Source organism: Peribacillus simplex (assembly GCF_001542915.1).
Classification (GTDB): Bacteria; Bacillota; Bacilli; order Bacillales; family DSM-1321; genus Peribacillus; species Peribacillus simplex_B.
The window spans coordinates 1-17,848 of record NZ_LNNH01000058.1 but is presented as its reverse complement, the minus strand read 5'-3'; the positions used below and the strand labels follow the sequence as shown (position 1 = coordinate 17,848).

Genomic DNA, 17,848 nt, shown 5'->3' with positions numbered 1-17,848 from the left:
GTTACCTTTGCCCTTCGGGAGAAACTTTAAAGTACTCAACAACAAATAAAGAGGGCTATCGCGAGTACAAATCGCCCAAACAAATTTGTGCAACATGCTCGTTTTTATCACGGTGTACTGAAAGCAAAGACCATCAAAAAGTAGTGACACGGCATATCTGGCAAGCATATGTGGAAGAAGCAGATCATCTGCGTCATCATCAAGAGGTAAAACCTATATATGCGAAACGCAAAGAAACGATTGAGCGTGTATTCGCAGATGCAAAAGAAAAGCATGGTATGCGTTGGACTACTTTAAGGGGACTTAAAAAATTGTCGATGCAGGCGATGCTTACTTTCGCTGCCATAAATGTAAAGAAGATGGCCACTTGGACATGGCAAGGTCCTAAAACGGCTTAACTTAACATAGCGGCTCGAAGAGCCCAAATCTCGTAACCTTTGGTCAAAATTTCAAAGGAATTTCAAAAGGGGTTCGGAATTTTTTAATTCCGAACCCCTTTTGTCTACAAACTGAGGCTGCATCGGATTGGATGCAGCCCTTTTGCTGGTTTATTCACGACACTACAGCTAAATCATATCGATAAGCGCTTGAAATGCCCCTGAAATCGTGTCCCCTAGCGTTCTGCCGATTGAGGAGAAAAAATTGAAGGCCTTCATTTCTTCCAGCTTTTCTTTTTTTGTCTCCAAGTCATGGCTTGTCACCTTTTGTCCAAGGATATCAGCCTCCATCTCCCCTTGGCCTGATTGGTTGATCATGAATGCACTATTTAAAGAAGGATCTTCATACCCCTTCATTTTCTTCATTCCATCGTTCGCCTGCTGCATCCCAATCAGAACGCCTAAAAATAATACGAGTACAATCCCTGTACATTTCAACCAAAATCTAACCATGATGGAGGTCTCCTTTCCAAATTACTTCGCTTCCGATTCCCCGGCCGTCTTATCCACCGCTTTCGCATCCCAATAAAATTCGCTGAAAACGTCGGAAAAGGCATCCACGGTTAAAAACATTTCTTCGAAAGTATTGTCGACGCCGCCAACCTCGATGAGCATGGCGTTGCCTGATAAATCTTGATTATATATACCATTATGGGCAGATCCGCCCTGTTTCATAACCCCGCGGGAAATGCCCGGGTATTTTTTCTCCAACGATTTATGAAGTTTATTGGCAAGCGCGGCATTTTTTTCAAAGTTGGGATTATTACCGCCAATCACGAAGGCGATTTTGGCATATTGTTTACCATTGATCGTAATGGTCGTATGTTTTTTTCGTTTTGAATCCCGATGGATATCAATGAGATATTCGAGATCCTGGTTAGTGGCCATCGCCGTCTGAACAGACCTTCGAGATTCTTGATAGGATTTGTTGTAATTCAACCCTTTATTGTTCAAATTGCCCATGATATCCGTTTTATCGAGCGAGGAACCAATACCTTTATCAGCTAGGTCCTCAACCATTCGTTCCCCGAGTTTCGTAATATTGATTTTAGAATGGTAGGCTAGATCCGGATTGGTCACCCCTTTTAAATAGGGAAGATAAGATTCCCGGTTGTGACTATGGTAAATCTCGACCACTTTCCGCCCATTCGTCGTTTGATGAGGCTGGTTCGTATCCCCTTTTTCCGGTTCTTCAATCTCATCCAGGTTTTGCAGGGATGCATCCCGCTCTTCATTCAGGACATCTACTGGCGGCGAGGATTCATACGGCATATTCGTATAATTCGTCCCTTCACCTGCCACGAGAATCTCATTATCGAAAATCGAGAATCCAGGAAGTTCCCTGCCAAGTAAACTCCGCGGGTCCTCCAATGATATGTTGGTTGAGACTTTTATCAATTGATCCCTGATCACTGATTCTTGTTTCCCCTCCGGCAGTGCGTTAAAAAAATATTGGTTTTCATTGGCCATCATCGAGAACAGCATTTTCCCTGAAAATTGGTTGGCTACAGTATGCACCGAATCCGAAGATATCCGATACTCCGGTCTCAAGGAAGTCATGACCCCACTGATTGAAAAAACAAAAAGAAGCAAGGCGAGAATACCTAGAAAAGTTTTTATGATCGTAGATCCGTGAACAGCTGTTATGATCCCTGGGGAATTTCTTCTTTTCATCCTTCCACCCTCTCTATAGCTTGTCTATTAATACGTATGACTTTGCTAGAAAGGGTAGAACACCATTTTTGGGCACAAAAAATGGTGTTAGCGAGTGTAGTATCCCGCATTATCTTGGTTGATTGATTTATGCAAAGCAGCATTCAGCCCATTCGCGATCAAATTCGCCATATCTTCAATGAAAACATCGACTTCCTTCGGTGTAACCATTAAATTTTGACCGAGTGGTGACAGCACTTCATAGATCAATTTCCGTTTCTCTTCATCAGGAAGGACCCCTATCATCCCCATGAAGGTTTGGCGTTCCTTCTCCCCGGGCATATCCTCATCAGTCAGCTTCGTCCGCTTGCCAAAGCTGAATCCCGCAGGTGCCAATGAACGTGAAGGTCTGTCACCTTCATTCAATTCCTTGCCAAAATGCTTCAAGATATAATCGATCGTATCGCTGGCAATGGATACGGCATCGACGACCGTCGGAATCCCTATCGCTATGACAGGTACTCCCAATGTATCCTGGCTCAGTTCTTTTCGTTTATTCCCGACACCAGAACCCGGATGAATGCCGGTATCGGTGATTTGTATCGTTGAATTCACGCGGTCGATCGAACGGGCAGCCAAGGCATCCACCACAATGAGGAAATCCGGTTTACTTTTCTCGATGACCCCTTTTATGATGTCACTCGTCTCGATTCCCGTAATTCCCATGACCCCTGGGGAAATCGCACTGACCGGCCGATATCCTTCCTTCACTGACCCTGGCTGCAACTCGAACAAATGTCTCGTGACGACAAGATTCTCAATGACTGCAGGCCCCAAAGCATCGGGTGTAACATTCCAATTGCCAAGCCCAACGACCAAGCAGCTGCTTTCCTTGGTGATTTTATTCCGTTGCAGGAAGTAAGCCAGCTCATTGGCAAACACCTTTTCCACCCGATGCTGCGTATCGGTATCCTGTTGTCTGATCCCCTGGACCTCGATGGTCAAATAGCTGCCCTCTTTTTTGCCAATCTCCTTTTCTCCCGCAGCCGTGACCTCTACCAAGGATACCTTGAGGTCATCGACTTCTTTTTCCTTAATGATGACCCCTTCGATATGGGAGACATCCACTTCCTCAACGACACCTTTATGTTCAAGGGCAATTTCCTTCGCTTCAATTGCCAAATCTGTCCGAATTCCAAATTCCCTAAGATCCAAATGATTTTCCATAGCGCCCTCCTGCTGTTCGAATTGTAATCCAATCTAGTAATTTGCATAGTCTCTCTTAAACATTCTGTCGTTTTTGCTTTTTTATTATTCATTTTTTTGGTACAATGAAATATGACGAGATGAATTTATTATTGAAATTATAATTCCTTTTCGATTCTCAATCTGAAGTATTGCATATTTATGAGCAGTCTGATAGAATATCACTTGTGCTATTTGATATGGATTTGAAAAGTCGAGTTCATATAATCTCGATTTCTTTGTAGGAGGTGAACGGAATGCCAAACATTAAATCTGCTATTAAACGTGTGAAAATCAACGACAAAAAACGCGTACAAAACATTACAGTTCGATCTACTATGCGTACTACAGTGAAAAACGCTGAAGCTGCATTAGCTGGTGAAAACGTTGAAGCTGCTAAAGAAGCTCTTTTAACAGCTGCTGTGAAATTAGACAAAGCTGCATCTAAAGGATTAATCCATAAAAATGCGGCAGCCCGTAAAAAATCTCGTTTAGCGAAAAGACTTAACGCTCTTAACGCATAATGACAAAAAATTAAACGATCCAACCGGATCGTTTTTTTTGTGCCCATTTTTAGAACAAAAATAAGTCAGCGGGCCTTTGGCATCATTATTTTTCATCGGATTTGAAGCATTCCTCCCAGTCCAGCTGCCTTCAATTGAACGTCCTTACCTCCGCTTGTTTTTTCATTTACGAACAATTTTCTTTCCCCCTTCGTATATTCACCTCTCCCCCGCGCCTACAGGGAATGGAACGGATACAAACCTGCAAAACTGGGAGCAATGGAAAATCCATCTTTCTTTTCACTCAAAATGGCATGAAAAGAGAAGGTGCGAGACTCCGCTTTGGAAATGCAGGTACGCGAGTCCCTTAAGCCGAAGCTCCTCGACCGCCCGCGGAAAGCGAGCCTGCAGTGCATGAAACGGACAAAGTCCAAGCCCTCCCGGCAATCGAAAGGCCATCTTCGTTCTCGCACAAAGTGGAATGAAACAAGCAAATAAGGGCAAACCCATTCAACGCAGCAAAATAAAACATTCTAATACTACAACATAAAAAGGTGACAGCGCTTCTGTCACCTTTTTAATCACCTAATTTTCAAGAGCAGCAATTCAAGCGTTATCGCCTTGTCCGCTTGGCCCGTTTTCATTTTATAATCCGCCTCTGCCAAGTCGTTCATGATGCCCAGCAATTCGCGTTCCTGGAATTTCCCCGTCTTCTCAAGTGCCAGCTTTACCCTGAAAGGATGCACCTTTAATTGCCCCGCAATTTTTTGCTGGCTGTATCCTTGACGGGATAGCTCCTTCACTTGGTACATGAGCCTGACTTGTCCTGCCATCACACTCAATATCTTGATCGGCTCCTCATTCTGACGGAGGAGGTCGTGCAGAATCGTCATGGCACTCTCCATCTTCCGCTGTAACACATGATCTACAAGCGTGAAGATATTTTGTTCAAGTGATTTAGCGACCAGCTTTTCGACAATCTCGGCGGTGATAGGCTGATCTTCCTCCACATAAAGTGCCAATTTATCCAATTCATTCGTCAGCATCATCAAATTCGTTCCTGCAAGTTCAAGTAATAGTTCTGTCGCCTGATCATCTATGCGGCCAGAACCTACCCGTTCCCTCACCCATCCCTTCAACTCATGGTCACCAAGCTTCTTCGCTTCAACGAGGACCGCTTTTCGCTTCAGTTCCTTGGTGATTTTTTTTCGTTCATCTAACTTCTCATAGGGAGCAGTCAGAACGACGATCGAATAAGGGACGGGATCTGCTAAATACGCTTCAAGTCTCTTCACATTGTGTTCAACTCTCGACTTCGTTTTTTCAGCAGTCAGAAAAAAGGGGTTTTGCATGAAAACTAGACGCCGTTCCCCGATAAAGGGCAGAGTTTCAACATCTTCAAGTGCCGTCTCAACAGGTGTCTCTTCCAAGTCAAATTGAGAAAAGTTGAAATCCATCTCATCTTCATGAAGGACATTCTCGATCAGCAGCTGCTTCGTTTCATTAATAAGATAGGCTTCCGTTCCATACAACAAGTACACCGGCGCGAATTGCCCTTTTTTTATGCTCTTCCAAACGTCTAATACCAATAGAATCCGCCTCTTTTTTTATGTATTCTTCTCTAATGGTATAGGTGGATGGACCATTTGACAAGCTATAAAGGGAACTAGCCCCCTAAAGGACTAATTCCGGATCTATATGAACACTTTCAAGGAAGGCCCGGGTAATCTCCCTTGAAAGCGGGTGAGGTATTCATGCAGAACAAATATCGAGCTTTTCTTTTTCGCTTGCTTTGTTTGTACTTTTATTTTGACCCCATAACCGCAAACTATTTGTGACAACTCTTGTCAGTATAGGAAATGAAGAATGCGACCTGTAGATTTTTCACTGGTAATGTTTTATACTATTAGCAGAAATAGGAGGGGTAAATCATGAACGAATTCGAAAAGAATGTCCAGTCAAAGACAGATGACGTCGCTGATTCCGCAATCGGTTTCATCGGATCTTTTGTATTTTTCGCTGCCATGTTCACCATAGCTGTCGTCATTAAAGCTGTCGGATCCTGATTTCTGCACTTATTTTTTTCGGAAGGGGACTGCTTTTGCAGTCTCTTTCTTTTTTATTTCTACAACATACTATGGGATAGTCTTCCGAAAGGTTCCTTTCCTTTTGTAATACTTATAAATGATCGAACCATCTTCATCCGTCCTGAACACATGAATTTGATTTGTTTCCAAATTCCCTAAGACGCTTTTATGGGGATGACCGTATCGGTTATCTTTTCCGGCTGAAATCAATGCGGCTTTCGGCTGCAGCTGCAAAAGGAAGGGTGCCGAAGTAGATGTCTTGCTGCCATGGTGGCCGACCTTCAGGATATCCGCCCGCAACCGTGGAAAGGCGTTCATCAGCTTCCCTTCCCCCTCTTCCTCCAAATCTCCGGCAAAAATCCATGATAAGCCCCCTAGCTCCGAGTATAAAACGATCGACGAATCATTTTTATTTTCTTCTTCTTCATGAGGATGCAGCACGGAAAACAGAGCTCCGCCCGCTACCCAGCTGTCCCCCCTTTTACTGACTGACAGCTGCACTTTTTTATCCCTTGCAATCGAGACAAAGTCCATATCGCGATATTGCTCTTCACTGCCGCCTCCAATGATGATTTCTTCCACTTTGAAATGTTCGATCAATTCTTTTGCACTCCCTACATGATCGGCATCAGCATGAGTCAAAATCAGTTTATCCAATTGATGGATGCCCTTACTTTTCAATAACGGAATGATGATATCATCCGCTGTATTGAACTTCTTGCGCTTTTGCGCCCACGGCTCGATGGGGAATGTAATCTGCCCGCCCGTATCAATCAAATAATTACCGCGGTTGAAAGGCAGGATAATTAAAATGGAGTCACCTTGCCCAACATCGATGATCTGCACTTCGCCAAAAGGTGACAGCTTTTGTATATTATATTGAAAAAGCAATAGTACAATCAGCATCCCGCACCACCATTTACTTTTCTTAAAAGACTCCTCCCAGGTCAGGTATAGCCCGAGAAGGGACGTCACAAGTAACGCCATCACGAAAAAATGGGGCTTTCCAAATACAATGGAAGCTAAAGGCAAATTCGAGGCTGCATCGGCGGCCTTATTGCATAGGATGAAGGTGAAGTTCAATATCGATATTAGGGGCTCTCCTAGCGGCGGGAATAGCAGATGACAAGTGAGGGCAATTAAAGAAAAAGGCAGCAACAAGATCGAATAAAGCGGAACATACACGACATTCAGGAACACTCCTAGGAAAGAGGCTTCATAAAAATGAAAAAGCAAAATGGGAAGGGCTGTCAATTGGCAGATCAAGCTTATGATAAGCAACTGCAGCGTTTTTTGGGGATAGCGTAAGAAGATGCTCGAAGACATGAGAATGGAAAAAGTGACGGCGAACGAAAGTTGAAAGCCGATATCATATAGCATATTGGGCTGAAATAACAAAAGTGCGATGTAAACAAGTCCAATGGTGGAAGCTGCGGAGACACGATGCTTGAATAACAATAGGAAAAAAAAGAGCATCGCCATTAAACATGATCGCACGACTGATGGGCTGCCGCCGGAAAGTAACATATAAACGGGGAGGAAGATCAGGAGGACGATGGTCATCCTTTCCCGGGTAATCCCAATCCTGATACCCAAGTAAAATAACATCCCTGTCAAGAAGCTGACATGAAGGCCGGATATCGCCAATAAATGCACCAGGCCGAGCCTTTGATAATTAGTAAGGTCATCTTCATCAATATAGCCTTGGTCACCGAAAATGAGTGCAGTGACAAAGCCGCTTGATTCTTTTGGAAAGTTTCTCCCGATATACGCAATTCCCTTCATTCGCAAATTACGTATCGAATGGACAATCGAGTTTCCTCCTTCGATGCATTCTTGAAAAGTGATGGAATCAGCTTTCAATATCCAGTGCGTGCTTTTGCGCTTAAGATAGCGTTGATAGTCGAAACCGTTCTCATTTCTCTGTGTGTCGGGGATCGACAAGCTCCCCTCGGCAGGGCAAGATAAGCCGATTTGCAAAAGTCTGCCCAGATTTTCCTTTTCTTGCTCAGAATCGATTTTATAACGAAGCATAAGCCGTTCGCCCTTCTCGCTGGCGATGAAGCCTTTCAATGAATGCCCATCTATCTTCGGCTGGTCGGTGAATGTGATTGCAAACCGGCTTTCCGTCCCTTGATAAATGGTTTGGCTTCGATGATCGGAGTAGGAAGCCGCCCCAAAAAAAATCATCATCACCACTAGATGAAGGCTATAGGCCTTCACATCCAGCCCCAGCGTAAAATGGAGGAAGCAGAGAAAGATCGTGATGATGATTAATTGCGTTATACTGGGCGATGAATGGGCGGCAACTCCAAAAGTGGCAGATAGGGCCAATAAAAGAAGGTGTCTTTCCATGCCTGTCCTCCGTCATTTAATGATCAAATATTTGCTTTGCCCTCCTCTCCAGCTCCAATACCGCTTCTTTTTCCAACCCTGTTTGTTCCAGTTTGGCTAGCAAGGCAAGCACGAAGTCCTTCTTTTCCTTTCCGTTGACATCGATGGCCCCTTTTGCTTCAACCTTTTCTGTTTTGACACCAGCCTGCCTGAATAACTCAAGTGCATATGGATGATTTTTATAGTCCTCTGCATAAAAAACGGCTTTGATTCCAGCTTGGATGAGAGATTTACAGCATTGCAAGCATGGAAAATGGGTCACATAGATCTCAGCTCGATCCGTTGGCACCCCAAATTTCGCACATTGCAGCAGTGCATTCATTTCAGCATGTATCGTCCTGACACAATGGTTATCGATTACATAACAGCCATCATCGATACAGTGCGTCCCTCCGGCAATGGAGCCATTGTATCCTCCTGCAATGATCCGGTTATCCCTAACAATCGTCGCCCCTACTGTCAGGCGCGTACATGTGCTCCTTAACGCTAATAAATGGCTTTGCGCCATGAAGTATTGATCCCAGCTTATCCTGTTCATGTTGTTGTATCCCCTCATTCAGTAAATTGTTTTCCTCAATTTTACCCTCTTGCTGCCCATTTGTGTAGTCCATTCCAACAATCACCGCACAGAAATGGAGTCCTGTAGTTTTTCAAACGTTTTATCACCGATCCCCGTCACTTTCTTCAATTCATCAATTTGCTTGAATGGACCTACGGACTCCCTATATTCCAAAATGGCAGCCGCTTTGGATGGCCCTATTCCGGTAAGCGTCTCCAACTCTTGCTGTGTGGCTGTATTCAAATTCACCTGCCCCTCCGCCATCCCTCCTGAAGGAACGAGATGGTTATATTCCAAGTTTCCCTTGTCTTCTTCCCCTATTTCCGGAACATAAATGACCATTTGATCCTCCACTAGTTGGGCAAGATTCACTTTATCCTTATCGGCCTTGTCCGTAAAACTGCCTGCTGCCGAAATAAGATCATTGATCCTGTCACCTGCCTGAGCCGTAAAAACACCAGGATTTTGTACCGCTCCCTTCAAATCGACTATAATGACATGGTCTTCCAAGACATTCGTTTCACTTTCCATTCCACCCTCTTTTGCGGCCTCAGCAAAGATATCGTCCGGCTCAACGGGTTCGTGATCATGCCCAATTTGCCAAAATAAGAAAATGACCACGGACCCCATCGCCACTGCGAGGGCAATCATCGTCTTTTTATCCTTTAAAATCCTATCCATTCATTTGCCTCCTAGTTGGTTTTTGCAGCATACATAGTCATAGGACAGATCATAAATACATAGTGTTTCTAGAAGAATCAATCGTTTTTCAAGGGAGAGGAGTTGATCGGCTTTGAAGAAAATCGGTGTAATTGGAACAGGCAATATGGGCACCATTTTAATCGAGGCATGGCTGGAGGCAAAAGTTTTGAATCCGGCAGATCTAATGATTACAAACCGGACACTATCCAAAGCATTAACACTGAAAGAAAAACATCCGGGTATCAAGGTTGCGGAAAGCGCGGCCGAAATCGCCCAGCAAGCGGATTTTATTTTTCTTTGTGTAAAGCCATTACAAATCGACGGCTTGCTTTCAGACATCAAACATCATATAAACAAGGAACAATTGGTCATCTCCATCACGAGCCCGCTATCGGTGGCGCAGCTTGAGTCGGCCGTAAAGGCCCCTTGCGCGCGATTCATCCCCAGCATAACCAATCGGGTCGGCTCTGGGGTATCGCTGCTAAGCTTCGGTGAAGGATGCGGCAAGGAAGCGAGGTCCACCTTGCAGGAATTGGCCTCGGCGATATCGGCGCCCGTCGTCATTGAAAATGATATCACCCGGGTAGCCTCCGATATCGTCAGCTGCGGTCCCGCCTTCTTTAGCTACTTAGCACAAGCTTTTATTGACGCGGCCTGCCAGACGACGAAAATAGATAAAGAAACCGCTACGACTTTGACTGAAAACATGCTGATCGGATTGGGGGAATTACTTGGTAAGGGCGTTTATACATTGCCGGCCTTACAGGAAAAGGTGTGCGTGAAAGGTGGGATAACGGGAGAAGGGATCAAGGTATTGGAAGCGGAGACAGGGGAAATGTTCCACCATCTTTTTCAAGCGACGCATGAAAAATTTGCAGAAGATCTGCATGAGGTTGAAAAGCAGTTTGGCCATCCTTATTAATATTCGTAACGTCTTTCTCATTTCCTGCTAAAAATAAAAAAAAGAGGCCAGGGACCTCCCTCGCATATGCGAGGGGGGCCCTAACCTCTTGATTCATTTTCTGGCTACGAATAATACCCGTTCAGTTTCCGATGCAGGCGGGGCTTCTTCAAGATCCGCCATAAGTTCCGTCACGGTAAACCCTGCTTGCTGCAACCATTTTTTATATTGGTCAACCGGATAAGTCCGTTGATAATGCAACTCATCAAAGCGGTCATACAGACCACTTCGCTCGTCCTTCACGAAAAAACTCAACTCATGTTCCACACTGTAAGGTTCTTCACCAGGAAAACAATCCCATATATAGGAAACTTCTTCATCGCTGACGGCAAACGTATGGTTATGGAACACTTCTTCCATTTTATATAGGGAATGGACATCGAACAAGAACAACCCGCCATCCTCTAAATGCTCGTACACCCGGGTGAACGTTTTGGCAATATCCGCCTCATCTCGTAGGTAGTTCAACGAATCACAAAAAATCGTGACACAGTCAAAACGACCAAGCCCCTCAAGTTCTGCCATATTCTGTTGGAATAAGGGAATCGTTAATCCGAGCTTCACCGCTTTTTCATTGGCAACCAGAAGCATTTCATCTGAGAGGTCCACGCCTGTGACCTCAAATCCGTGCTGCGCCAATTCAACGGTCATTTCCCCGGTTCCACATGCCAAGTCGAGAACCTTCCTTCCGCCAATTCCGTACTGTTCCAGCTTCGCCGTAAGGATCATCAGCCATTTTTCATAGGGTGCATCCTTCATCAGTTCATCGTATACATAGGCAAAGCGTTCGTAGGTCATGGAGTCAGTTCACTCTCTAAATCTTCAAAAGGTGCATCTCCCCATAAACGTTCGAGGTTATAGTAGTTTCTTTCATCCTTATGGAAAATGTGCGCCACTACATCGCCAAGATCGACGAGCACCCACTTCGCTTCATCAAATCCTTCAAGACGCTTTACAGCGATACCTGATTCATCGGCTTTGCTCTTCATTTCACGAGCGATGGCTTGCACTTGTTTTTCGGAATTACCATGACAGATTAAAAAATAATCCGCAACAAGGGATATGCCTTGCATATTCAAAGCCACGATATCCTCCGCCCTTTTATCATCCGCCGCTTTTGCTGCAATTACAAGAAGTTCACGTTCAGTCATTACATCTTCTCCTTCAAATTCATGATCAAATCATTATATGTGTTAAATGTATCAGGGTAAATGGCCTGATTTCTTTTCATTAAAAAAGCAACGGTATTCCTTAAAGCCTGTATGACAGCATGATCCAAGTTTTGCTTGGCTGTCTGCCTGACTTCTTCGACACCTGGAAAGGAACGTCCCGGCTCAATATAATCAGCAAGATAAATGACCTTATCCAAAAGGCTCATGCCGACCCTGCCTGACGTGTGATAGGCAATTGCATCCAAAATTTCGGCGTCCGTGATGCCTGCTTCCTTTTTCACCAGGTAAGCCCCGACTGGAGCGTGCCACAGCTCCATATTGTAGCGGAGTAGATCCGGCGCCATCTTTTCGGCGATGATGATTTGCTCCATTTCTTCTTTTGGACGAAACTTTGCATAATCGTGGAATATGGCTGCCAGTTCGGCTTTTTTTGTATCAGCGCCATAGAGCTCGGCAAGTTCAATGGCCGACTCCATCACGCCTAGAGTATGGATGTACCTGCGCTCCGTGATTTGTTCTTTGACAAGCGCCAGCGCTCTTTCACGATTCATATAAACCATTCCCTTTAATATACTTCACCACAGGATCTGCAATTAAATATTTCACGGTTTTCCCCGTTCTTAACTTCCTTCGGATCATGGAAGAGGAAATGAACATCTGCGGGACTTTCACCATCGTGATCGGGTATAGGGTTTTCTCGTCATAGCCAGGACGCTTCACCCCGACGAAATGGACCAACTCCACCAATTCGTCGATTCGATGCCACTTTGGTAAATACTCAATCATATCTGCGCCAATTATGAAATAGAATTCATTGGTCGGCTCACGTTCTTTCAGGAGCTTTATCGTATCATACGTATAAGATGTGCCTTTTCTTTCTATTTCAATACCCTCAATATAAAAAGATGGGTTGGTGGCTATCGCGTTTTCCAACATAGCCAGCCTGTCCATATCGGTTACTTCCTCCGATTTTTCCTTATGGGGAGGAACATGGTTTGGCATGAATCTGATTTCATCAAGCTCTAGAGCGTCCAGCACTTCATTCGCAATAATTAAATGGCCGATGTGCGGTGGATTGAATGTACCGCCAAGAATTCCAATTTTTTTCATAGGTAGGTTCCCTTAAGGTAGTTTAAGTTGTTTGTTTTCTCTTGATTCTTTATACAGGACGATGGTATTGCCGATGATCTGAACCAATTCCGCCCGCGCACCTTTTGATAAAGAAAGACCCACATCATTGCGGTCTTCTTCACAGTTTTGCAGGATGCTGACCTTGATCAATTCACGTACTTCAAGAGCCTCACCAATTTGCTTGATGAGATTATCATTGACCCCGCCTTTCCCGACTTGAAAAATCGGGTTGAGGTGATGGGCCTTCGATCGTAAGAATCTTTTTTGTTTTCCTGTTAACATGTGTTACCTCCTAGTTTGTTCAAGACAATATCTGTCATTCTTGCTGTATCCGGCATAATGCCCGTCCATATCTCAAAAGCGAGCGCCCCCTGGTTGATGAACATTCCCAGGCCATTTTGCGTTTTCGCCCCTTTTTCGGAAGCTTCGCGCAGCAGCTTGGTCTGCAGGGGATTGTAGATGATGTCACTGACTATTGCGCCGGTTTTAAGCCGGTCGACATTCAACGGTGAATGATCATACTCAGGACTCATTCCCGATGATGTCGTTTGGATGATTAAATCATATTGTGATAAGCTTTGTTCCGCTTCGATAATCGAGAGTGCCTTCGATATTTTATCATATGGGCAATCAGAAACAAGCTCAGCCGCTCTTTCCTTCGTCCGATTTGCAATATCGACTTGCTTTACCCCTTCTTTCACAAGAGTAAAATAAATCGCACGCGCAGCACCGCCCGCTCCGATCACTAACGTTTTTTTAGCCTTCATGTCACCTGATATTTCATCGCATAAGGATTTGAAAAATCCTTTTCCGTCTGTATTATACCCTATAAAGCGACCATTTTTGTTAACAACCGTATTTACAGCCCCGATTGCCAGGGCCAGCTCATCCACTTCATCAAGGAAGGGGATGATGGATTCCTTATGCGGGATCGTGATGTTAAACCCTTCTATACCAAGGGCTTTCATGCCCTTAACAGCATCGTTCAATCCTTCTTTCGTCACATGAAAATGGTGATAAACCGCTTCTATATTTTCTTTTTCGAATGCATCATTATGAATGTCCGGTGACATCGAATGTGCGATTGGATCTCCCATTACCCCATAGATCTTTTTCATAGTCTTTGACGACCCCTATATTAGATTAATGATTTTCGAACGATGACATTGACCCCTTTTGGGACATGTGCAACGATTTTTGCTCCCGGCTCATTGACTGTCACCCAGCCAAGGCCAGAAAACACAATATCCATTTTACCATCTTTCAAAGAGAATTCATGCGGAATCAACTTCGGGAATTCCTCGATTTGTTCAGGCCGTGGCGGCGTCAATAATTCTCCGGCATGATTTTTGTACAGCTCATCAGCCTTTTCCAATTTCGTACGATGGATGTTCAATTCATTCGAAAGGTAGCAAGTGAGGGAACGCCTTCCGCCCGAGACGTAATCCAGCCTGGCCAGTCCTCCAAAAAATAACGTCTGCTCCTCATTCAACTGATACACTCTTGGCTTGATTTCCTTCTTCGGCATGATCACCTTGAAATCCCGCTTGTCCACATAATGGGCCATTTGGTGGTGATTGATGATTCCTGGCGTATCGATCAGTGCCTGTCCATCATCCAAAGGAATTTCGATCATGTCCAAAGTCGTGCCCGGGAAGTGGGAAGTCGTGATGATATCGCCTTCTCCGCTCACTTCTTTAATCAGGCGGTTAATGAAAGTAGATTTACCCACATTCGTACAGCCCACAACATAGACATCCTTTCCTTTGCGATACCGTTCGATCGCATCGGCCGCTTCAAGGATGTGCTTTCCCTTGTCTGCACTGACAAGTAAGACATCAACCGGATTCAATCCCAATTCCTTCGAAGATTGCTTCATCCAATTGATCAATTTATTCGGTTTCACGGACTTCGGCAATAAATCCACTTTATTCCCGATCAAAAGAACATCATTTCTTCCTACAAATCGATGAAGGCCCGGCAGCCAGCTTCCATTGAAATCAAAAATATCGACGACCTTGACGATCAAGGAATCTGTTTCGCCGACTTTATTCAAGATTTTCAAGAAGTCATCGTCTGTTAAGGATACATCCTGAACCTCGTTATAATGCTTCAATTTAAAGCAACGCTGACAAACGATCGTCTCTTTTTCCAGAGCTGATTTAGGGGCAAAGCCCAATTCCTTCGGATCTTCCGTCTGGACCTTCACGCCGCAGCCGATGCACACTAATTCTTGATGATTGTTCAATTGTGATCCTCCCATTCTATCATCCCTTTTCGTTTGAAAAAGGCCATGATCTTTCTTTCGAAATAACGATTGATTTTCGTCCTGAATTCATCAGTCTGGGCGACAGGAACCACTAAAATCGTATGGAACCCACCTCTGTTCCCTCCCAATACATCCGTCAATAACTGATCGCCGATCACAACCGTCTCCTCTAACTTCAATCCCATCGCCTTACGCGCTTTATGGAAAGCCCGCGACATCGGCTTCCTGGCCTGATGGATGAACGGAATGTGAAGCGGATCGGAAAAAGACCGAACCCGATTTTCATTATTATTGGACACAATCGTCACTAAAATGCCATGGGCCCGCATGTTATCGAACCATTTGATTAAATCTGGTGTCGCTGTAGGCCTGTCCCATTCAACAAGGGTATTATCCAAGTCGGTGATGACTCCCTTTATCCCTCTTTTTTTCAATTCTTGAGGATCTATATTAAAAATGCTTTTAACATGTTCACTCGGCAAAAATAATTTAAGCATATGGGCACCTCTATATTTTCATTAAAATTTACCGTCTCCATCATATCGAATTTTCGGCTTACTTTCAAAAAAATTTCGGAAAGCGTGCTTACGGTAAAAAATCATCATAATGTAAGTTTTCGGATATGGGAAGGCATTTTTAAGAAAGACAGGAAAATTAGGCGAACGAAAGACCTAATTATTCCGAAAAGATTTCGACAAAAATTTCATTCCCTCAGCCTGTGGATAACTTTACTAACATTTTCCATGCTGAGTGGCACCATTTCGTCCACTTTGTAAACATCTTAACCACAGGTTATCCACTTTTAACTGTGGATAACAGAACGATTGTTCTCCGTGTTTATTTCTGATACAGTAGGGGTACAGCAAGGAAGACTTATCAATATATGTAAGAAAACACAGAATTATTCCTCGCAATTCCTACTGGAGGTGAGCAGCCGTAAATGGCGACCTGATGCAAAAACTATCTGATGACCTGTTGCTGGAATCCTATTTTAAAGCACAGAATTTAAAGCTTAGTACCGAATTCATCCGCCTCATAGAAACGGAGATTCATCGAAGAGCCTTGACACATAAAATCCGAGCCTTAATTTAATATGGCATACATAGGCTGACATCATATGTCAGCCTTCTTATTTTAGTTTTAAACGGCTTTCATATAGCCAATGGCTTCACCGACACGGACATTAGCGGGAATGGACAAGCTTCCTTCCAGCTCGAACTTGTTCTTCTCAAAAAGAAGGACCACAGTCGAACCAAAGCTGAAATAAGAAAACTCCTGGCCTTGCTCCAATTGTTTCGATTGATCGGTAATGACGATTGAGTTGATATACATGGCACCGACCTTCACCATCGCCAAACTTCCCGCCTCATTTTGCAGTTCAGTTATTGTACGATAATTTTTTGACAAAGGCTCTTTTCCATATTTCATCCCCCATTTATTAACGGGGTACGATTTCCTCCCAAGCGTCCAACGTTTGATTACGGCCCCCTTGATCGGTGCATGAATCCTATGGTAATGACTTGGGCTTAAGTACAGCACGAGGTATTTGCCGCCTAAGTACTTTTCCAAAGCAAGCTCATCCTCGAGCATCTCATCCATTGAATATACCTTTCCCTTAACGACGATTTTTTTATCTGCCGTTATTTCACCCGAGTCCTCGAGAACGCCGTCCACGGGACACGCCACCGCAGATGCGGCAGCCGTAATCGGCCTGGCCCCCGCCTTCAGCTTCCTCGTGAATAGCTCGTGCAGATTGGAATATGCCTTTATTTCCTTTCCAAATTCTTGTTGATTGAGGTTAAATGTCTTTACATAAAGTAAAATCAAGGGCCTGCTCCAGCGAGATTGGCTAAAATGCTTTAATAAACCTGAAGAATGCCTTCCATTCGTCAGTTCGATCAATATGCGATACAAAGATTGATACAAATAAATCCACTCCAAATTGTAAAATTATTCAAAAATACCTTGCATAAATTGTGCTAAATAAAATATTATTATATAATAAACCCTTATGAATACTATATTTTTGTTTTATTTTGTTTCATTTGAAAGGAGTGAAAAGATGTTTTTACTACACGCCCTAGATCAAACCATTAAAAAAGTGAAAGCTCAAACAGCAAATATACTTACTTTAATGAATTTATCCCTCGGTGGATTCGCAATAATTGCCGTGATGCACGGCCAATTGAATTTGAGCCTGTTATTGATATTCCTGGCTGCCCTTGCAGATCGCTTTGACGGAATGGTTGCACGGAAGTTCAACATTGAATCGGAATTGGGTAAGCAACTTGATTCCATGTGTGACATCATTTCTTTCGGCGTCGCACCTGCTCTATTATTATACCAAGGAATTTTAATAGAATTCGGTGCTCCGGGCACCATTTTCACCGTTTTCTACATCGGCTGCGGCGCTTTCCGCCTCGCACGCTTCAATATCAGCGAAAGCAATGGTTACTTTACAGGGGTGCCCATTACGGTTGCCGGCTGCATCGCAACGGTAAGCTTTCTGGCCATCCCGTATTTCCATCCGGCCTTTTTCTTATCCCTCATGATTATATTATCATTGCTTATGGTCAGTCCATTTAAAATGAAGAAAGTTTAATGGCGAAAGCGGATGTCCTAAACCGGACATCCGCCCAGTTTGTAGACAAAAGGGGTTCGGAATTAAAAAATTCCGAACCCCTTTTGAAATTCCTTTGAAATTTTGACCAAAGGTTACGAGATTTGGGCTCTTC

22 protein-coding genes are annotated in these 17,848 nt (G+C 44.0%); 6 read left to right on the top strand and 16 right to left on the bottom strand.

Annotation, left to right across the window (positions count from 1 at the left end; all coding sequences use genetic code 11):
* A partial coding sequence (locus tag AS888_RS23655) for a transposase (protein WP_185113160.1) occupies positions 1-398 on the top strand: 398 nt, incomplete at its 5' end.
* A gap of 168 nt (positions 399-566) precedes the next feature.
* Here the strand turns inward: AS888_RS23655 and AS888_RS23650 are convergent.
* From AS888_RS23650 to gpr, 3 genes are all read right to left on the bottom strand, one after another.
* The gene (locus AS888_RS23650; protein ID WP_061144546.1) at positions 567-890 is read right to left on the bottom strand and encodes a YqxA family protein; all 324 of its coding nucleotides are present in this window, start codon (positions 888-890) and stop codon (positions 567-569) included.
* 21 nt (positions 891-911) lie between these two features.
* Positions 912-2,111: a stage II sporulation protein P gene (gene spoIIP / locus AS888_RS23645; protein WP_061144545.1), complete on the bottom strand. Its 1,200-nt coding sequence runs from the start codon at positions 2,109-2,111 to the stop codon at positions 912-914.
* An 87-nt stretch (positions 2,112-2,198) separates the two neighbouring features.
* Positions 2,199-3,317 (bottom strand): GPR endopeptidase, encoded by a 1,119-nt coding sequence (gene gpr / locus AS888_RS23640; protein ID WP_061144544.1) that lies wholly within the window; start codon positions 3,315-3,317, stop codon positions 2,199-2,201.
* Positions 3,318-3,592: 275 nt separating this feature from the next.
* Here gpr and rpsT point away from each other — a divergent pair, with 275 nt between their 5' ends.
* Positions 3,593-3,859, top strand: a complete 267-nt coding sequence (gene rpsT / locus AS888_RS23635; RefSeq protein WP_061144543.1) for a 30S ribosomal protein S20 — start codon at positions 3,593-3,595, stop codon at positions 3,857-3,859.
* A gap of 560 nt (positions 3,860-4,419) precedes the next feature.
* Here the strand turns inward: rpsT and holA are convergent.
* A complete protein-coding gene (holA, locus tag AS888_RS23630) occupies positions 4,420-5,427 on the bottom strand; it encodes a DNA polymerase III subunit delta (RefSeq protein ID WP_061144542.1) in 1,008 nt (335 codons plus the stop codon).
* Positions 5,428-5,769: 342 nt separating this feature from the next.
* On the opposite strand from holA, the gene AS888_RS25380 reads away from it, so the two are divergent.
* Positions 5,770-5,904, top strand: coding sequence for a YqzM family protein (locus AS888_RS25380; protein ID WP_034308559.1), 135 nt, complete (start codon positions 5,770-5,772; stop codon positions 5,902-5,904).
* A gap of 69 nt (positions 5,905-5,973) precedes the next feature.
* Here the strand turns inward: AS888_RS25380 and AS888_RS23625 are convergent, their stop codons facing one another.
* The 3 genes from AS888_RS23625 to AS888_RS23615 form a co-directional block, all read right to left on the bottom strand.
* Entirely contained in the window at positions 5,974-8,280 is a 2,307-nt protein-coding gene (locus AS888_RS23625; RefSeq protein ID WP_061144541.1) for a DNA internalization-related competence protein ComEC/Rec2, read from the bottom strand.
* A gap of 16 nt (positions 8,281-8,296) precedes the next feature.
* Positions 8,297-8,857 carry a ComE operon protein 2 gene (locus tag AS888_RS23620; RefSeq protein ID WP_061144540.1) on the bottom strand — a complete coding sequence of 187 codons (561 nt, stop codon included), beginning with the start codon at positions 8,855-8,857 and terminating at the stop codon, positions 8,297-8,299.
* Between the two features lie 81 nt (positions 8,858-8,938).
* Positions 8,939-9,559: a helix-hairpin-helix domain-containing protein gene (locus AS888_RS23615; RefSeq protein ID WP_061144539.1), complete on the bottom strand. Its 621-nt coding sequence runs from the start codon at positions 9,557-9,559 to the stop codon at positions 8,939-8,941.
* Between the two features lie 112 nt (positions 9,560-9,671).
* Between AS888_RS23615 and comER the strand changes: the two genes are divergently transcribed.
* Entirely contained in the window at positions 9,672-10,502 is an 831-nt protein-coding gene (gene comER / locus AS888_RS23610) for a late competence protein ComER (protein WP_260320346.1), read from the top strand.
* Between the two features lie 93 nt (positions 10,503-10,595).
* On the opposite strand, the gene AS888_RS23605 is transcribed toward comER, so the two are convergent.
* The 8 genes from AS888_RS23605 to AS888_RS23570 are packed head-to-tail and all read right to left on the bottom strand — an operon-like array spanning position 10,596 to position 15,610.
* A complete protein-coding gene (locus AS888_RS23605; RefSeq protein WP_061144538.1) occupies positions 10,596-11,339 on the bottom strand; it encodes a class I SAM-dependent DNA methyltransferase in 744 nt (247 codons plus the stop codon).
* On the bottom strand, positions 11,336-11,692 hold the full coding sequence (gene rsfS, locus AS888_RS23600; protein WP_061144537.1) for a ribosome silencing factor: 357 nt from the start codon (positions 11,690-11,692) through the stop codon (positions 11,336-11,338). The genes AS888_RS23605 and rsfS overlap by 4 nt, the downstream gene beginning before the upstream one ends.
* The gene (gene yqeK / locus AS888_RS23595; protein ID WP_061144536.1) at positions 11,692-12,264 is read right to left on the bottom strand and encodes a bis(5'-nucleosyl)-tetraphosphatase (symmetrical) YqeK; all 573 of its coding nucleotides are present in this window, start codon (positions 12,262-12,264) and stop codon (positions 11,692-11,694) included. Before yqeK ends, rsfS begins: the two co-directional genes overlap by 1 nt.
* On the bottom strand, positions 12,254-12,823 hold the full coding sequence (locus AS888_RS23590) for a nicotinate-nucleotide adenylyltransferase (protein ID WP_061144535.1): 570 nt from the start codon (positions 12,821-12,823) through the stop codon (positions 12,254-12,256). Before AS888_RS23590 ends, yqeK begins: the two co-directional genes overlap by 11 nt.
* 12 nt (positions 12,824-12,835) lie before the next feature.
* Positions 12,836-13,126, bottom strand: a complete 291-nt coding sequence (gene yhbY / locus AS888_RS23585; RefSeq protein ID WP_061144534.1) for a ribosome assembly RNA-binding protein YhbY — start codon at positions 13,124-13,126, stop codon at positions 12,836-12,838.
* Positions 13,120-13,962 (bottom strand): shikimate dehydrogenase, encoded by an 843-nt coding sequence (gene aroE, locus AS888_RS23580; RefSeq protein ID WP_061144533.1) that lies wholly within the window; start codon positions 13,960-13,962, stop codon positions 13,120-13,122. The genes yhbY and aroE overlap by 7 nt, the downstream gene beginning before the upstream one ends.
* Positions 13,963-13,982: 20 nt before the next feature.
* Positions 13,983-15,092: a ribosome biogenesis GTPase YqeH gene (gene yqeH / locus AS888_RS23575; protein ID WP_397252481.1), complete on the bottom strand. Its 1,110-nt coding sequence runs from the start codon at positions 15,090-15,092 to the stop codon at positions 13,983-13,985.
* The gene (locus AS888_RS23570) at positions 15,089-15,610 is read right to left on the bottom strand and encodes a YqeG family HAD IIIA-type phosphatase (RefSeq protein ID WP_061144531.1); all 522 of its coding nucleotides are present in this window, start codon (positions 15,608-15,610) and stop codon (positions 15,089-15,091) included. Before AS888_RS23570 ends, yqeH begins: the two co-directional genes overlap by 4 nt.
* Before the next feature lie 454 nt (positions 15,611-16,064).
* Between AS888_RS23570 and AS888_RS23565 the strand changes: the two genes are divergently transcribed.
* The gene (locus tag AS888_RS23565; RefSeq protein WP_061144530.1) at positions 16,065-16,205 is read left to right on the top strand and encodes a sporulation histidine kinase inhibitor Sda; all 141 of its coding nucleotides are present in this window, start codon (positions 16,065-16,067) and stop codon (positions 16,203-16,205) included.
* Positions 16,206-16,253: 48 nt separating this feature from the next.
* On the opposite strand, the gene AS888_RS23560 is transcribed toward AS888_RS23565, so the two are convergent.
* A complete protein-coding gene (locus tag AS888_RS23560; protein ID WP_061144529.1) occupies positions 16,254-17,039 on the bottom strand; it encodes a phosphatidylserine decarboxylase in 786 nt (261 codons plus the stop codon).
* 136 nt (positions 17,040-17,175) lie between these two features.
* Between AS888_RS23560 and pssA the strand changes: the two genes are divergently transcribed.
* On the top strand, positions 17,176-17,715 hold the full coding sequence (gene pssA / locus AS888_RS23555; RefSeq protein WP_061144528.1) for a CDP-diacylglycerol--serine O-phosphatidyltransferase: 540 nt from the start codon (positions 17,176-17,178) through the stop codon (positions 17,713-17,715).
* Positions 17,716-17,848: the final 133 nt, after the last annotated feature.

Coding starts and splice junctions, on each gene's coding strand:
- AS888_RS23650 (WP_061144546.1), bottom strand. CDS start 890: ATGGTTAGATTTTGGTTGAAATGTACAGGGATTGTACTCGTATTATTT.
- spoIIP (WP_061144545.1), bottom strand. CDS start 2,111: ATGAAAAGAAGAAATTCCCCAGGGATCATAACAGCTGTTCACGGATCT.
- gpr (WP_061144544.1), bottom strand. CDS start 3,317: ATGGAAAATCATTTGGATCTTAGGGAATTTGGAATTCGGACAGATTTG.
- rpsT (WP_061144543.1), top strand. CDS start 3,593: ATGCCAAACATTAAATCTGCTATTAAACGTGTGAAAATCAACGACAAA.
- AS888_RS25380 (WP_034308559.1), top strand. CDS start 5,770: ATGAACGAATTCGAAAAGAATGTCCAGTCAAAGACAGATGACGTCGCT.
- AS888_RS23625 (WP_061144541.1), bottom strand. CDS start 8,280: ATGGAAAGACACCTTCTTTTATTGGCCCTATCTGCCACTTTTGGAGTT.
- AS888_RS23620 (WP_061144540.1), bottom strand. CDS start 8,857: ATGAACAGGATAAGCTGGGATCAATACTTCATGGCGCAAAGCCATTTA.
- AS888_RS23615 (WP_061144539.1), bottom strand. CDS start 9,559: ATGGATAGGATTTTAAAGGATAAAAAGACGATGATTGCCCTCGCAGTG.
- AS888_RS23605 (WP_061144538.1), bottom strand. CDS start 11,339: ATGACCTACGAACGCTTTGCCTATGTATACGATGAACTGATGAAGGAT.
- rsfS (WP_061144537.1), bottom strand. CDS start 11,692: ATGACTGAACGTGAACTTCTTGTAATTGCAGCAAAAGCGGCGGATGAT.
- yqeK (WP_061144536.1), bottom strand. CDS start 12,264: ATGAATCGTGAAAGAGCGCTGGCGCTTGTCAAAGAACAAATCACGGAG.
- AS888_RS23590 (WP_061144535.1), bottom strand. CDS start 12,823: ATGAAAAAAATTGGAATTCTTGGCGGTACATTCAATCCACCGCACATC.
- yhbY (WP_061144534.1), bottom strand. CDS start 13,126: ATGTTAACAGGAAAACAAAAAAGATTCTTACGATCGAAGGCCCATCAC.
- aroE (WP_061144533.1), bottom strand. CDS start 13,962: ATGAAAAAGATCTATGGGGTAATGGGAGATCCAATCGCACATTCGATG.
- AS888_RS23570 (WP_061144531.1), bottom strand. CDS start 15,610: ATGCTTAAATTATTTTTGCCGAGTGAACATGTTAAAAGCATTTTTAAT.
- AS888_RS23565 (WP_061144530.1), top strand. CDS start 16,065: ATGCAAAAACTATCTGATGACCTGTTGCTGGAATCCTATTTTAAAGCA.
- pssA (WP_061144528.1), top strand. CDS start 17,176: ATGTTTTTACTACACGCCCTAGATCAAACCATTAAAAAAGTGAAAGCT.